The following is a 15,342-nucleotide window of genomic DNA, read 5'->3' as shown; positions in this document are numbered from 1 at the left end:
ATGACAAGTCGGGGAAATCATATCATATCAAAACTTAAATGGGAAAATTCTTTTGACAAGAAAGAAAACGCCCATGAATTGCAGCAACGCATCAGTGTTTGGAGCAAGACAAAAATGCCAAATGAGATAACAGCTCTTTTTGATAAGATGTGTCCTGAAAGTCAAACCTGGAGTATCCCATCATTAACCTTGGATTTAGGTCATATTGATTATGATATTTTAGAAGAAGATTTGTCTTTAAAACTATGCAATCAATTAAGCGAACAACTCTTTACAATGATTCTAAATGCCGAAAAAAGAACTGATCGCATTGAAATTTCAAATACGAAAACCTCACAAATAGATATGCTTGGTCATTATTTTTTAACTGGTGCTATGCCCTGGAACTATAAAAACGATAGTTCTTTAAATAAAATGATGGAAGTTCTATTTATTTCCAACAAAGAAGCATTGATAAAAATGCTTAATGAAGTAGGAAAAACAGATGAAAATGTTAGAAAAAGAATAGCATGGCAATTACAGGAATCTATTATTCTAAAAATAATTGAGGGTTTAGAAACCAGTAATCACAATCAGATTATTAAATTTTCTGAAGAATTAACCAAAATTCAACAGCAAGAAACACTTGTCCCTGCTAATGAAAATGACTTTAAAAAAAATCTTTGGTTTTGGATACTCAATTATTTATTTACAGATCGAGGAACTATTTTCAATAAAGTTGCTTTTATGAAAAGTAGTATTCAGCAAATGTCAAATCATTATAATGTGTCTTATTCTGAATTGCTAAATATGATTGAATTGGCCATACAACATATTTATGTTACTTCGAGTACAAAAGCCGATTTTATATTAATCCTCAATCTTTTAACCAAAGAAAATGAACTTATTAAAGCTAAAACAGAAATAGCCACAATAGACGAAACAGATTATTGGATACGATTAAAAACTCTCTTTAATTCAGCTTCCCTTCTCAAAGAAAGTATTTCGAAAAGTGAATTTAATGAATTGATCCTTGTGCTTTCAAAAGAAAATAAAACCAAATTTAGTAGCCTTTTTTCATCCTTAAGTAAGGATACTTATTTTTGGACGGATGTAGTCCAAGATTTAAGTAACGAAGCTCTTGAAAATATTTTTCATGCCATTCTTCCTGTAGCATCTCAAATGCTGATTGACAGTATTTATTTCATAGAAAAGCTTTACAAAGAAATGAATGAGAAAATAGCAATTGATTTCTTATGGCAAATTGGAATTCAATTCCTAATAAAATATAAGAATACCCCATTTGATAATAAAACATTTCTAAATTTTATCCTTAATGAGTTAAGTAAAAAAAACAATGAATTAAAAGAGAGCATTGTCAATAGAATGACCAATGTAAGCGTTCCTTCGTCTTCAAAAACAATTGCTACTTTAGAAATATATACCAATTTAACCGCTATTTTAATTGATGAAGTCTCAGAAAAACACACAGCTACTCGTGTTACAAATTTTAATGACTTAATAACAGAATTAGCACAAAAAATACGATCTAACTCAGCTGCCACAAGTCGTTCTTTAGAGATTCAAAAATTAATAATTGAACAGCTTAGACTTAACCCAACGCAATGCTTTGAAACGATAATACAACACAATAACAAAGAGACTATAACAGTATTGTTTCCTTATATCTTAGATAAAAAACAGCTTTCTTTATTTGTTAAAAAAGGGAATCACCCAAAATTACTTTTAGTACAGACACTGGAAAGAATAATAAAAGAAATCAATCAAAATTCAGCGTCTGGAAATTTTAGTTCACTCCTTTTAGACAATCTGTATCTGATAAGTGTAAAACTCATTCTATTGCATACTGAGTACACTTCAATTCAGTTCTTAGAAGCCGTTTTAGCAAAACTTCTAAAATTGATAACTCCTTCTCAAAAAAACAATTTTGATGTTTTTGTAACACTGCTTTTTAAACACGAAAAAATACAAAACATCAGTACTTCTGAAAATAACTTAGAAAAAATAAGATTAAAATTATTTCAAAGCAAAACACAACCAATTCCTGAAAAAAAAATTGTAAAGCAACCAATAGCCACTTCAGAAAAACCAAACTTAGTTCGTACAGAAAGTATGCTACTGAACGGACAAATGGTAACCACTGAAAATTTATATGAATGGCTGACAAAAAGCATTCAAAACGAAACTTTAAAATTTGTCGCAAACAATCAGGAATTCCTACTGAAAGACTTGCTACAAATGGCTCTTGAAATCAATCCATCAGAAGTACGAAAAATACTTTCAAATTATACCATAACTGAGAAACGAATTAAAATACTACAAACTAGTTTAGACTGGAGCATTTTTAGTTTATGGATTACAAATGATAGTTCGACATTACTCAAAGAAGCAATAGAAACCCTTAAATCTTTTTATGAATTTATAATGTTTTTTATGAATTCGAATAACAAAGCGAACATCGAAAACTCTTTTTGGAAAATAACCTGGGAAATTATTCAACAAAACAAGACGATACAAGTTATAGGGAAACCATTTATCGAATATTGGATCAACCAAATGATAAAGCAGGAAATGATAACTTCTAATGAAATTATGAATACTATTATTTCCAATAAGATAACAATTAGTCCAATCCTAAAAGACATTTTAATACAATACAACAACTCGTTTTCAAATCTAACCAGTAGTGTCACAATCTTTAGAAATAAAGACATACAATTATGCGAAGAACAAGGTTTAATTGAAGCATTGTATGTTGTATTAATTACGGAAAAGAAAATACCCCTTTGGTACAACAACACTAAAAACAATTCTGCTCTCGATTTATTTCATGAAGTATTAGAATATAACCCTATCCCCTTTATTGTTGTTTATAAACAAAATAAAATTCCTCAATTGCACAAACAACAGTTATACGACTGGATGGATTTTAGAAAAACAATGGCTGTTATTAAGAGTAATATCAAAAACAATCATCAACTACATACAGTCGAGCGTATGCATACTGCTTTTGGACAATCGTCCATAAAAGTCATATCTGGTAAAGAAATTCAAACTATTCTATTAAAAAAAATAATTCTTGCATGGACAGAAAACAACTGGACCATTCTTTCTGTTGAAAATATTTGGCAAGAATTACTATGGGAACTCAGTCAAAAAAAGAATATTTCAACAAAAGAAATACTACTTGAATTAGATAAGATAAAATACCGCTTTGCTCCTGCTTTACAAATTAGTTTAAATCAATTAATAAAATCAAATTCTAAAACTACAACTAAAAATATAGATACAAAATTTCCAAAAGAGCTAGTATCAAAAACACTTTCAAATCAGGAAACAGCTACTGCTATTCCCGTTAAAAACGCTGGTATCGTTATATTAAACAATTATATCGAAATACTGATGGACCGATTGGGTTTATTAAATGAAAAAAAATTTAAAAACAGTACCTCTCAATTAAATGCTGTTCATTACATACAATACGTTATCACAGGATTGACAAAAACAGAAGAATCTTTATTACCACTCAATAAAGTCTTATGTGGATTACCAATAACAACGCCTGTAAAGGATAGAATTAGCATTACTGAAGAACAATCAGAATTAATCAATGGTCTTATTAAAGCTGCTATTTCACATTGGCCAAAGGTTGGAGATACCTCTATATTAGGTTTTAGAGGAAACTGGCTGGTAAGAGATGGATTACTTATAGAAAAAGAAGAACGCTGGGAATTAACTGTCGAAAAAAGAGTCTATGATCTATTGATACACAAATCACCCTTTTCATTTTCAATCATTAAATACCCATGGATGAAAAAACCATTACATGTAATATGGCCATACTAATAAATAATATTAACATTAAAACTAAAAATTATGAGTTCCTACAATGAAAATCTAAACGCAAGTGTCGCAACATCCTTGCAAGCACAAGAACTAAAATTAAGCACCACGCAAGCCCAATTAAATGCGGGTATGTTCACGCTTTATTATGCCGAAGATGCAAAAATAACAGCTCAGGAAAAATTAAAAAAAACAGAACAAAAATATGCTGATCAGGAAACAATTAAAGATGAAGCTGTAGAAAATAACAACCTTAGCACCAATGTAGTAGCTACTGCCAACCAGGAAAATCAGTTTAATTTACAATCTGTTTCAAATACTGCGGTTGCAGCAGCTAATGTTCAAATTGCAACAAATGCTATAGTCAGTTTAGCCAGTGATATGGGCAGTATCGTGAGTATTTTGAATGCTGCAGATTATGGAAGCCAAATTTATGACCAAGCAGTTGCTGTAAACAAACTAATGAATGATACGGCATACAATGCTGAAGTAGCATCTCAATTGGCCATGGATGCATCTTATCGGACTGCAGAAGTAACAGCTAGTACTGTTTCAGATATGGCAACAATCACGGGAACATCCATTACAGATTTAGTAACTGTTTTAAATAATCAATTAGGAGCCACCACTACATTACAGGTTACTGAAAACACAGCCTTTACCGATGCAGCTACTGCCCAGAAAAAAGCAGAAGGAGAATTAATAGATGCCAATGTAGAATATGATGCCGCTAAAGAAAACTATTTACTAAGTATAAACGAATTGAATTTAAACTTACAAATTACAAAGAAAACCAATTCAGATTTTACTGTTCAATTTGATACTTATCTAAATCCTTTTTATAATAACAATATAGAAATTTTAGTAAATGGCATAATTACTTATCCGTACAATGTTAATCCTGTAGAAAATTATTACATTTTCGTAGTAAAAGAAAGTGAAAAATCAATTTTTTCAATCGCTACTGCAGAAGGATTGATTAATACTCCTGAAATAGCTTATCCAATATATGATACTAATTTTGAAACTATTTCAGAGACTATTTCAATAAATGATATCAAAGATATTAATAATGATCCTTTGTCATTAGGAGAGAACTATGTTGTGTTTGTTTTGGCACAATTTACAATCGATTATAAAAAATCATTAAATAATTTTGAAGATTATTTAACGGCCGCATCCTCTTCTTTTGTTTTGACTACTCCATTAAATAGTCCTAAAACTGATTCGATATCCGTTTCTTTCTTGCCTCAAAAAGATAATACAGCAAATTATACAACCCAAGTATTACAATTTAATTTAATGGAACCTAATACAGTAAAAGTAGATTACCGATGTATGTTTCTGCTTAACAATTCAACTGTAATCAATCAAATGTTTAAAACCGAAGATTTACTATCGGTAGAAAAGCAAATTGTAATTGAAATTAACAATGAAATCAATAAGATTAAAGACGAAGAAGATGAAATAAAACAGTTCAATAATCAAAACTTACTAGAAAGTTTAACTAACGAACTGAACGATCTTACCGAAAAGCAAACAGCATTAAACCAGAATGATACTTCAGAGATTGCAGAAGCCAAAGGAACATCGAAAAACGATACAGATAATGTTCTTGACACACAAATTAATGATTTAAAAACAAGAATTGAGGCGTTAACTTCTATAGATCTAAGAAGTATTAATCCAATTTCTGAAAGTCAAAACGGCCAAAAAACAACACCAAAACCTGGTTTCTTTTTTAACCAACTGATTGCAGAAAATGTTACAGATGGAAATTATATGGTTCCCACTGCTGATCAAATCACAATTGACCCCAAAACAAATAAAAAATCGGTAACTCTTCCAATACTTGAAAACACCACGGATAATTTTGGCAACCCACTCATCGAAGGAAATGAATACATTCCTGTAATATTATCAATGGCTTCTGGTCCAAAAAAGATAACAGTGCAATTTTCAAACTCAATTTCCGATTTTAAGAATACCAATACATTCTACTACGCTACAAAACCAACAGAAAATAACAATTAAAAAAAAACAACTATGTCAACATTAGTAATGAATCAAACAAAATATGGTGTTACCGAAAGTAAAAAAAGAACTCTCGACTCTTTAACTATTCAGGTTTTAAATGCCACAGACGAAGTATCTCAATTGCAAGCAATAGTCACTTCTTTAACAAACAAATTAAATACATACCAAGGCTTTTTAACACAAGCAGATGCAAACAAAACGCAAGCAAAAAACAATGTTGTTTTAATGGATGGTGTAATAAAAAATGCATTAAATTTAAAAGACAGCTCAAAAGTAGCTTTAAATGAAATTGTACATGCCAATGATAAAACTAAAGAAGTTGCTCAAAATACGACTATAGTAATTAATAAACTGATTTACACCGCTGAAATGATTAACAAATTAGCAGGATTAATTACTCGGAAAAAAGCGCAAAACCCGCTAATTTCAGATCAATTAATTGCATTGATAACTAAAGCGGGTACGAATGCCAACAATGCTGTGGCACTTACTTTAGTAGCTCTAAATGCAACATTTACAGCACAGTCAACTAACAAGGATGTGCTAAATACAGCAGCTTTAGAAAATGTACAATCTCGCAGATTATATGACAAATTAACATCAGACAACAAAACCAATAGTCCTAATGCTTCATTAAAAACGTTATTAAATAATGCGTATCAATCTTCTGTTGCTGAGTTTAATAAAATGCAAAATGCCTATAATGAAACCTTAAATCAGTTAAATTTAAAAACAGCTGAGTTAAATAAAGCTCAGATCAATTTAAAATCTTTACAAGCTGGTTTAGCAGCTGCAAATGCTGCTGCTCTTGCTAGTTAAGACAGACAATACAAATCATTTGGTTTTTAATCACAGTTTTTATTACTATTTTAAAAACTGTGACTAAAAACCATAACTTTCCCTAAAAAAGAAAACCATGAATCGTATTTACAAAAAATTTTATAGTGCATTCTATACTAAAACTAATTATATTCCTTCAAAGCCTTTAAACAAAACGCTGTATCCAGGAGACTTTTTCCATATCATCAATGGCGAAATGATTGTTTTAGGAAATATTTTTAGTTCCAATATTGTAGAAATGAAAAATGTAGTTTTTGAGCATAACATCAAATTAAATAGCGATTCCTGGCAATTTAGCGATGGCGTTTCAAAACCTTATTCAGGGAGAGCAACAGGCAATAGCGCATTTGATGGTATTTTTGAATTTAGTAAACAAATTTTAGCTTTTGCAGCTGGCGGGAGTTTTATTTTTAAATGTAATAATCCTGAGGCAGTCAAAATTAAAAATTGGACTGAACTACAGAATGAGTTAATAATAAAACTGACCCAAACTTATTTTTCTTTCAGAGAACTCTATTTGATTACTGAAACAGCGAGTACTTCTGATTGGACATTAGCTATTTCCGGAGCAAAAGATGGAGAATTAGAAATTGCTATGGAAACAGAAAACTTTGGTCTGGTAGATATTTTTGGACATTCCGATTCAAAAACAATTCAGTCAAAGGATATTGAATATTATTATAGGCAATCCGAAAGAAAACCTAGTTTTTTTAAAGCTAAGAAATTAGCAGAACAAAATGAAAGTCTTTCAGAATTTATAGACAAACTTATTTACCAACGTACCTTATTGAATTTATGGGGAAAAGATTTTTATAAATACAATCTGGATACAAATCAAGAACACGATGTTGCTCTATTAAATAATGCTCAAATAAGTATTCTGGATCTATTATCTGGCAATCAACTCAATCCTAATACAGCATTGCTCTATTTTAAATGGGCCGATGCTTCATTAGATGATATTGAAAAACTTTTTGTGAACTATGGGATCTAAAACGAACATAACAATATTGCATGAAGAACTTGATTGGCTTGAAAAAGTAATACAACAAGTCATTAGTAGTTATTTGATGCAAGAAGGTCATGAAAACGATTGGCACGATATTCCTATACCTGATTTATCTACAGAAAATGGTCCTTTCGCTTCCTTTGTAAACAATTGGAACATAAACATCTATGAACGTTTAGGAATTGCACTATGCTTAGCACCACATCTTAGACCTGAAATCCTAGATATTTTCTTTGGAAAAAATGCTATGTATGATCGAGGTTTCACCGAATTTGGAGGTATAATAGATAAAGGACATAGCGGCTTTATACCAACAGGACAAACATTGGCATTCTTAATTACTGCTACACATAAAGAATTACTAAATGAAGTCCATAAAATTGTAAGCAAAGAAAACAAACTCATCAAAGAAGATGTACTGCAATTAGCCGAAACAGATGCTTTCATTCCAAAATTAAATGGCATTCTTAGTCTGCATCACAATTGGTTTCATTATTTTATAACCAATGAAAAAATAAGTGTCGCACAAAGTGCTTCTTTCCCGGCACAAAAAATAACCAGCTCTTTGAACTGGGAAGACGTCGTACTGGATACTATCGTTATGGAACAAGTTAATGAAATCCTCACTTGGCTAGAACATGGCGAAACCTTACTCAACGAATGGGGCTTGTCCAGCAAAATAAAGCCTGGTTATCGCGCCTTGTTTTACGGTCCACCAGGAACAGGAAAATCATTAACCGCTACCCTTTTAGGAAAAGCAACAAACAAAGAAGTCTATCGTATCGATTTATCCATGATTGTTTCCAAATACATTGGAGAAACCGAGAAAAATTTATCCAAAGTATTTGATATAGCTCGTGATAAAGAGTGGATTTTGTTTTTTGATGAGGCCGATGCTTTATTTGGTAAACGAACTGCCGCTAATTCATCCAATGACCGACATGCCAACCAGCAAACTGCTCATTTATTGCAACTCATTGAAGATTTTCCTGGGGTTGTTATTCTGGCTTCTAATTTAAGAGCCAATATGGATGAAGCATTTACCAGACGATTTCAGGCTATAATCCATTTTAATATGCCATCTACAGAAGAACGTTATCAATTGTGGCAAAATGCATTCTCAGGCATTTGTACTTTATCAGAAGAAATTGATTTATATCAAATCGCCGAAGATTATGAGCTGGCAGGTGGAGCTATTATTAATGTATTGCGATACTGTGCCTTGGCTGCAATAGGCAGAAATGATTCCGTTGTAACTAAAAACGAGTTATTAAAAGGAATAAAACGGGAGTTTAGCAAAGAAAATAAAACCCTAATTCTAAAAAAATAAACGATGCTAAAAAATATAACATTAGCTTTAGCAATATGGTTTTTAGTGGATTGGGCTTATAATGAAAAAATAAAACCTTTCTTAAAGACAGAATTAAACACAGCAATTGCTGAACCTTCAAAAGACAGTTTAAATAATAAACCATTGAGTTTAGTTAAAAATTTATTATCAAAAGATTCTGTTACTTACGGATTAGATATTTCACACTATCAAGGCGATCTTATAACTGCATTAAATAAAAAGAAAGATTCCCTTTATTTTGTCATTTGCAAAGCCACAGAAGGAACCAGTTATATCGACCCAACATATGAAGCAAACTGCAATATCCTAAAAGAAAAACATGTGGTAAGAGGAGCCTATCATTTTTATCTCTGCGAATATGATCCCATAGCGCAAGCCCAACATTTTGCAAAAGTTGTTATGGATAACCAATTTCTAAATAGTGGTCATTTACCTCCAGTTATGGATATAGAAAACAGTAGTATGGATACCAATTGTGGTGATTTAAAAACTGCTCAAAACAATATACTGCTCTTTCTAAAAGAAGTTGAAAAAATAACAGGTCGCATTCCTATGATCTATACTAATAAATCAACGGGAGACAAATATTTAAACACTTCCGATTTTGCAAAGTACCCATTATGGATAGCAGCCTATACAAAGGATCTTACGACCAGTAATATTCCTTCAGCATGGGATAATAAATGGATGATATGGCAGCGTTCCGATAGCTACTCCTACCAGGAAGCCAATTTTGATTATGATATTTTTAATGGCAACCGACTGGAATTGAGAAAATTTATAAGAAGTACGATTGTGAAAAAATAGTGAGAAAAGCCCTAAAGACAAAAAGTGCGATGAATGTGGAACAAAAAAATACGATAAAAACAAGAAGACCTCAAGCTTTGCATGTAGCAGCATTACATGCTGGCGAACAAGGTAGACTTTTTGTAGATAATCGTCCAGTTTCCATGCAACAAAAAAAAGTACTCACAGACAATCGCCACAATACAATTTTAAAAAAAAGAGCCAACAACACAGCGCAAACCAATAACCTAGAGTCAATAAACCAAGACCTTTTAGATAGTGTACAACAAAGCCAAACAAAGCCATTACAATTGGCAAAAAATAACTCGAATACAGTTGCATTGGGAGGTGTTATTCAACGGTATCTAGAAGAAAATTTAGGTGGAGCGCTTGACGAGGAAAGCTACCAACATCGAGCGGAATCTGAAGCAAGAGGATTTAATAGTTTTGGCAACGATAATTTGGCTCGCGCACGAATCATTCTAGCCGATGGACAAGTGGTTACTAAGTTTGCTTATAGTCAATTTGGAGTACGACACAGCGAAGAAAAACTTATTGCTGAAATTTCAGCTACTTATGGAGCCGAAGTTTTAACACGAGCACCCGATGCGGAAGGACAAACAAGAATTGTCGAAATTTATACTGAACGAAAACCATGTGCCCCAGGAAATGCGGAACCTGCACGACAACAACGAGTACTTACAGAACGTAGTTGTCAGGCGTATTTGGCAGCTATGGTTCATGCTAATCTTCCCGTAAAGTACAGTGTGCCGAATGTTGCAGCAAATCATGGTACACTCATGAATGATGCTAAAGCAAGGCTTGATGATGAGTTTGCTAACGATCAAAGGCGAATGACTTTTCAAAATGCCAATAACAGAGGTTTTCGCTATTTTGCAGGGATACGAACGGCATGCTTTAACAGGCATCGCACCTATGGTCGAGATTACATCACAGAACGAGAAAGAGTAAGCCAATACATTGCCCAGTTTAGTGCTACCGTAGAAGCCCTTAATTTAGAAATCGACTATAGAACACCATTAATAAGAGCATTTGAAAGTGTACCACATTATTTAGGGAACGATGCTGAAACACCTTTAGTATTGCAACGATTGGTTGAAGCTTCACAAAATATTCAACATCAAATTGACCAAGCAATAGCACATATTCAAGAGCAAGAAAGGCAGATGGATGCTTATGCGGCCATGCAAAACGACCAGGAAGAAGAACAACGTCAATACATCATTGCGCGGATGGAACAAACTGGTTCTTCAGAAATTGTATCACTTGAAACTGGAATGGGAGAGGAAGAGATAATGGAAATTTGGAACAGCAGACATTTATAACAACAATATTCTACAAGTAAATTATGGAATCAATTATAAAAAAAACCAATTCACCAACCAATCATTTGAATGAAAACGCCATTCAAAATAAAGGTATAGCATTACAAGACAATCGCCCATCCACCATTATCCAAAAAAAAGCAAACAACACTGGTTTACCTGACAATTTAAAATCAGGAATAGAAAACCTATCTGGTCATTCTATGGATGATGTAAAAGTGCATTATAATTCCGACAAGCCAGCTCAGTTAAACGCTCATGCTTACGCTCAAGGAAGCCAAATACATATTGCCTCTGGACAAGAAAAACATTTACCTCATGAGGCTTGGCATGTGGTACAACAAAAGCAAGGCAGAGTAAAACCTACTATGCAAATGAAAGGCAAAGTCAACGTGAATGATGATAAAGGCTTGGAGAAGGAAGCAGATATTATGGGAGAAAAGGCTTTACAAGAATCTTATTCTAAAAACATAACTCAAAAGACAAATGCACAAGGCCAAAATTCATTAATTAAAACATTTTCTGTAAACAATGTAATTCAGGGCAAAATTGGCCCTGACGGAGATGGAAAGCTTGTTTTGGATTCGAATTTAAAAGTATATAGAGCCAAAAAAAATACAGATGGAACTTATGATATGTACGATCAAAACTCTAATCAATTTAAACAATATGGAATATCTCCAGATGATGAGCGATATAATATTTATGACTCTGAAAAAATGGACGATTCTGAAGACAGTGAAAAATTTTCAAGTTCCGATGATGAATCTAGTGATTTTGATGATAATCAAAATGAAATTAAAGCCAAGTATAATCCTGAATCTAATGAATCTAAAAAATTAAGAAGGGTCTTAAAGCAGGGCATATTTAATGCTATTGGAGAGGGTATAAACCCTCGCTATATAAGAAGTGATAAGAACAAACTAATTCAGCTCATTGGTGACAAATTTGGATCCGAAGAAAATAAACTGGGTCTTCTGCCTGATCTTTTTAAAGGAATCAATCTAGAAATTTTGGAAGGTGTAATTAAAGAAATTGAAGAAGAATTATCGGACAACAAGGACGTAGAAATTGAAGAAGAATTCTCGGATAACATGGACGAAGAAATAGAAAATATTGATCAATATATTACTACTCAAAGAGAAATATCAGGAGCTATAAAGAAACAATTTAAAAGCACTTATGAAAATATTGAATTAATTCATGATGGGAATTATCCGCCTCTTATTATTCATTTTCCTTTATTAAGGAAATTTATAATTGACAATCAGGAAAGAGAAAGCTTCAAAGGAAAAAACATTAGATCTGATCAAGCAAAAGGGATGACAAAACTTCTCTCTGCCAGATTGATAAGTCTTTATAATCAAAAAAGTGGTGGAACTTTACCTCGATTGGTAGAAAAAAGTAGTTTTGGATTTAAAACCCCAACACTTGCTGACCTAGGAGACAATTTAAGTATCAGACTCAGTCCTGGAATTAATAAAAATATCACGAAAATTATTGTAGAGGCTTTAGGAGTAATTGATAAAGAGTTACATGATTTGATGGATGATAAAACTAAGTTTGAATTTAAAGATAAAGTCAAAGAAACTGACGATTTATATAAATATTGGGATGGAGGAAAAGAAAATACAATTAAAGCATCCGAGTTACTAGAAAGCTATAATGAAAAGAAAACCTTACTCAAACATCTTGTTTTTACTCAAGTCGAAAAGGGAGCAAAAGGCATGAGTATTGTTGGAAGAGTTCTAGAACGTAACCATGATAACATTATGTTTTTTGGAGAACAAGAAGACACTACGTTAAGTCAAATGGCGAAAGATATTTTTGATCAAAATACTACAGAAGAACTTGAAAAAAATATAACTAACGGAATTTTATCTAGCCCAAATTTAGATAAAAATTATGATAAAAAAATGGAAGAAAAAGATGAATTGGGAGATGATTTACAAAAAGAGAGACTCGCTATTTTTTCGCATATATTAAAGACTTTAAAAGATAAAAAAAATAAAATTGATTTTGATGACGATCCCGTAAGTGAAAGTGAATATGAAGATGAAGATGAGATAAAAAAAATAAAAATTAATACTGGTAAGGTTGTAGTCCCATCTGGAATGGCAGCATTGTCAGTATTACTTACAAAAGATGATGGAGGTTTAAATGAGAAACGAAAAGAGCTAAAAAAGAAACAAACAGAGCTAAAAAAGAAACAAACAGAGCTAAAAAAGAAACAAACAGAGCTAAAAAAGAAACAAACAGAGCTAAAAAAGAAACAAACAGAGCTAAAAAAGAAGCAAAAAAACAAAAAGGCAAATAGTCAAACTTCAAGCGACGATGAAGAATTGGAATTAATAGATAACCAAATAAAAGAACTTGAAATTAGAATAAAAAACCTTACTACTGAAATTACTAAAAAAAAATCAGCTGTAAAAGGAATGATCCCAAAAGACAGTTCTGTATATTATGAAGATCATGATCTTTTGAAAATGATGTATGATTCTGAAATTTCAGATTATGATTATGCTCCAAAAGATATCATAATACTTGATCTTAACCCAAATATTACACAACCTACTGAAAAAGAAATCAGTTTTAAAAGTGAACTTTCAAAATTAACTAATAGCGGTAAAAAAGTCTGGGTAGTAGATTTAACATCTTCTACATCTGAAGAACAGGAAAACGTTTATCTAAAATGGAAAAATTGTGAAGATTCAACTTTACTGGTTACAAGAGTATCAGGAATAAAACAACAAGAAGGAGGACAAAATATGAATCCGCATGGCTTGATTCACTGGGCCCACAAAGCCGATAAGAAAAATGGTCATGAAATAATAAAAGGATTCTTCCAAGGTCTTCAGGAAAAATTCCCAAGAAGTACTATTTCTAACCAAATAAGAAGATATTTCAAAGAAAACCTTAACTCCTATTCATGGAAAAGAATTTTAAACAAAAAAGATGAACAAAACATTTCAGGAATCAAACGAAAACATAACAATGGATCTGATGATTCATCAAGTGATTCAGAAAACGAACCTAAAAAGAAAGTCAAAAAAACGAAAAAAATAAGTCATGTAAAAGAGAAAAATAAAGAAGGACAAAAGGAAAGTCCGGATTTGTGGTATTATGACGATATAAATGATCTTGCAATTAATCCGGACTCATTTCCGTTATTCAAAGAAGCTTACTTAGAAGATGTCGCTTCAAGCAATGCTTATCTTACAGAAGGTGAAGGACATACTCTTGCCAGTCAGCTTGGAATTTGCCTTGCCGTACTAGAAGGTGAAGTCGATCCGGAGGGTTATCACATCATTAAAAACTCGGGAAGTGGTGACTGTCTGATTCATACTCTGGATACTGCCTGGTCAATTCTGCAAAAACAAATAGAGTCAACTGTTAAAAATCATAATTCTAAGAGAACAATAGAATTAAGAACAGTTATTGCGCAACATATAGATGATACAGCTCTGGAAACTCTTATCGCTGCCGCAGTTTTTGGAGACGAACCCGGGCTGGGACCCAAAATGAGTCAATTAGTCGAAAAGGCTCAGAGAACACAAAAGGATTTTCCTTCAAAAAAAACAGAAGCCAAAAAAAGTATTGTCAGCAGCAGCTCCGTAGATGGTATGGAGCAAGTTGTTCAACTGCCGAAACTAGGAAATGGTGAGCCGCATCCGACAATATATGCCAATCATGTTGGTGTACATTGGCAACTGGTTATAAAAAAGAATCTCGAATGAAATGAAAACCAAATGAATAGAAATTACCTGTAATTCTCAATTTAAAAGCTATTATGGAAATGTTTCTGTTTTAGCAACAGTCAAAAATTGTACATAAGTCCTTAAAAATAAAGATGATTAAAATAAAGAACTATTGAACATCTACAAGATATAAAACAAGAAACATGCAATCAGAATCTGTAGCAAACAGCATTGAAGGTAAAATAGCTCAGTCTAAATCTAAAACATTACAAAACAATCGTCCTTCCAAAATTTTGCAAAAAAAAGCCAACAATACAGGCTTACCTGACAATTTAAAATCAGGAATAGAAAACTGTTCCGTCCTGAAAAAAGTGTAAACTTTTTTCGACACTATCTCAAAAAGTGTGTAAGTTGAAAAGTCAAGGCTTCGGT

The 15,342-nt window shown here is 32.3% G+C and carries 9 protein-coding genes; all 9 read left to right on the top strand.

Annotated features, from left to right (window positions below):
- The 9 genes from WFZ86_RS14135 (at window position 1) to WFZ86_RS14095 (ending at window position 15,287) form a co-directional block, all read left to right on the top strand.
- Window positions 1-3,846: a contractile injection system tape measure protein gene (locus WFZ86_RS14135; protein ID WP_342692533.1), complete on the top strand. Its 3,846-nt coding sequence runs from the start codon at window positions 1-3 to the stop codon at window positions 3,844-3,846.
- Between the two features lie 30 nt (window positions 3,847-3,876).
- Window positions 3,877-5,877: a hypothetical protein gene (locus WFZ86_RS14130; RefSeq protein WP_342692532.1), complete on the top strand. Its 2,001-nt coding sequence runs from the start codon at window positions 3,877-3,879 to the stop codon at window positions 5,875-5,877.
- A 12-nt stretch (window positions 5,878-5,889) separates the two neighbouring features.
- Complete coding sequence (locus WFZ86_RS14125; RefSeq protein WP_110305371.1) at window positions 5,890-6,699, top strand: hypothetical protein; 810 nt, start codon at window positions 5,890-5,892, stop codon at window positions 6,697-6,699.
- A 97-nt stretch (window positions 6,700-6,796) separates the two neighbouring features.
- Window positions 6,797-7,714: a hypothetical protein gene (locus WFZ86_RS14120; RefSeq protein WP_342692531.1), complete on the top strand. Its 918-nt coding sequence runs from the start codon at window positions 6,797-6,799 to the stop codon at window positions 7,712-7,714.
- Entirely contained in the window at window positions 7,704-9,059 is a 1,356-nt protein-coding gene (locus WFZ86_RS14115) for an ATP-binding protein (RefSeq protein WP_342692530.1), read from the top strand. Before WFZ86_RS14120 ends, WFZ86_RS14115 begins: the two co-directional genes overlap by 11 nt.
- Window positions 9,060-9,062: 3 nt before the next feature.
- Complete coding sequence (locus WFZ86_RS14110; protein ID WP_342692529.1) at window positions 9,063-9,887, top strand: glycoside hydrolase family 25 protein; 825 nt, start codon at window positions 9,063-9,065, stop codon at window positions 9,885-9,887.
- Window positions 9,887-11,212 carry a hypothetical protein gene (locus WFZ86_RS14105; protein ID WP_342692528.1) on the top strand — a complete coding sequence of 442 codons (1,326 nt, stop codon included), beginning with the start codon at window positions 9,887-9,889 and terminating at the stop codon, window positions 11,210-11,212. Before WFZ86_RS14110 ends, WFZ86_RS14105 begins: the two co-directional genes overlap by 1 nt.
- Window positions 11,213-11,235: 23 nt before the next feature.
- Window positions 11,236-14,949 (top strand): eCIS core domain-containing protein, encoded by a 3,714-nt coding sequence (locus WFZ86_RS14100; protein WP_342692527.1) that lies wholly within the window; start codon window positions 11,236-11,238, stop codon window positions 14,947-14,949.
- Between the two features lie 164 nt (window positions 14,950-15,113).
- On the top strand, window positions 15,114-15,287 hold the full coding sequence (locus tag WFZ86_RS14095) for a hypothetical protein (RefSeq protein WP_342692526.1): 174 nt from the start codon (window positions 15,114-15,116) through the stop codon (window positions 15,285-15,287).
- Window positions 15,288-15,342: the final 55 nt, after the last annotated feature.

Source organism: Flavobacterium polysaccharolyticum (assembly GCF_038739875.1).
Classification (GTDB): Bacteria; Bacteroidota; Bacteroidia; order Flavobacteriales; family Flavobacteriaceae; genus Flavobacterium; species Flavobacterium polysaccharolyticum.
Note: the sequence above shows the minus strand (reverse complement) of the source record. Positions and strands in the feature narration are given on the sequence as shown.